A 2,045-nucleotide genomic window follows, 5' to 3' on the forward strand; every position below is an offset into this window, starting at 1 on the left:
AGTCTCAAAACTGGACCTCTGGCGGCTTTTGCTCTGTTTATCGAACGGGGCTGGCAGGTGGAGGCGTGTCGAGCTGAATGGGCTTGGCTGGAAGTCACCGCCCGGCAGGCTCTACCGAAAAACCAACGGTTCCGAAAGCAAACCCAGCTGGCCAATGAGGCTTGGTTGCAGGGCGAAGCGTTGCGTCAGGCTGAACGCTTTCTGGAAGCGGCGGAAGCCTATCGTCGGAGTGCTGAGGCGGAACGAGCTAGCGGGCGCCCCCGGATGCAGGATCTGGCAGCGAAACTCAGTAAGGCAGCCGCGATGTACGAACAGCTTGCACGCTACGATGAAGCCGAGCGGCTCTTGCGCGAGGCGCTGGCGATCCAGCGCGCTGTCCTGCGAGAGGGGCATCCCGACTTTGTCACCTACCTCAACAACCTGGCGGTTTTGCTTCGGACCATCGGCCGCTATGCCGAAGCTGAGCCGCTCTTTCGTGAAGCGCTGGCGATCCAGCGCGCTGTCCTGCAAGAGGGGCATCCCGACATCGCCACCAGCCTCAACAACCTAGGGGCGTTACTGTATACCACAGGTGGCTATGGCGAAGCCGAGCCGCTCTACCGTGAGGCGCTGGCGATCCGCCAGCAGGCGCTGCCTGAGGGGCATCCTGACATCGCCCTGACCCTCGTCAACCTCGCGAATTTACTTAAAGCCTCTGGTCGCCTTGGCGAAGCTGAGCCACTCTACCGCGAGGCGCTGGCGATCTGGCAGCAGGCTCAGACCGAAGGAAATTCTGACATCGCTACCGGCCTCAATGGCTTGGCCGAGTTGATTTATACAAACGGACGTTATGCCGAGGCTGAGCCGCTCATCCGTGAGGCGCTGGCGATCCGACAACAGGCCCTGCCAGAGGGACATCCTGACATCGCCCTCAGTCTAGGCAGCTTGGCAGCATTGCTGGAGACCACCGGTCGCTATGGCGAAGCCGAGCGGCTCTACCGTGAGGCGCTGGCAATCGATGAAAAAGTCTATGGCCGTGAGCATACCTCAGTTGCCACCAGCTTCAACAACCTGGCGGGATTGCTTCGAACCACTGGTCGCAACACCGAGGCCGAGCCGCTCTACCGCGAGGCGCTGGCTATCCTTCGACAGGCCCTACCTGAGGGGCATCCGTCCATCGCCGCCAGCCTCAACAACCTGGCGGAGTTGCTTCGAGCCACCGGCCGCCCCGCTGAGGCCGAGCCGCTCCTGCGCGAGGCGCTCGTGACACTGCAGCAAGCCCTGCCTGAAGGGCATCACGACATTGCCACCGGTCTCAACAACCTGGCAGCGTTGCTGGCGACCACTGATCGCACCAGCGAAGCCGAGCCGCTCTACCGCGAGGCGCTGGCGATCGTTAGGAAGGCCCTACCCGAGGGGCATCCCGACATCGCTAGAATCTTCAACAACCTAGCGGTGTTGCTGAAAACTACCGGTCGCTTCACTGAAGCCGAACCGCTCTACCAGCAGGCGCTGCAGATCGTCCAAGGCAGCCAGACACCCGAGCTGCTCTGGACCGTCCAGGGCAGCCTCGCCGACTTCTACGCCGCGCAGTCCCAGCGCCCGCTGGCCATCTTCTTCGGCAAGCAGGCCGTCAACACCCTCCAGGCCGTGCGCCAAAATTTGGCCGCTGCCGAGCAGACCACCCAGCAGGCCTTCCTCAAAAGCAAAGAGACCTACTACAAGCATTTGGCCGATCGGCTGATCGCCGAGGGGCGCCTGCCCGAAGCCCAGCAGGTGCTGGAGATGCTCAAGGAGCAGGAATACTTCGAGTTCGTGCGCCGCGACCTGGACGCCGACCCACGCCAGACCCAGGCCGGCTACAACGCCTTCGAGGCCGAGCAGCTTCAGGTCTACGAGGCCGGCAGCCGCGACCTGGCCCGACTGGGCGCCGAGTATCAAGCGCTGTTGGCCCTCGAAGAGACCACGCCCCTGAGCGCCGCGCAGCAGGCGCGTCTGGAGGCGCTCCTGCCCGAACTCGACGCCGCCAAGCTCCAGTTCAACGCCGCCCTCCAGCAACTCCTCAG

1 protein-coding gene is annotated in these 2,045 nt (G+C 63.4%); it reads left to right on the top strand.

Translation table 11 applies throughout. The features are described from left to right. Positions 1-165: 165 nt before the first annotated feature. The coding region (locus HW932_RS21385; protein ID WP_176978473.1) for a tetratricopeptide repeat protein at positions 166-2,045 on the top strand (1,880 nt) is incomplete at its 3' end.

Origin of the sequence: Allochromatium humboldtianum, from assembly GCF_013385175.1 — a bacterium.
Taxonomy (GTDB): Bacteria; Pseudomonadota; Gammaproteobacteria; order Chromatiales; family Chromatiaceae; genus Thermochromatium; species Thermochromatium humboldtianum.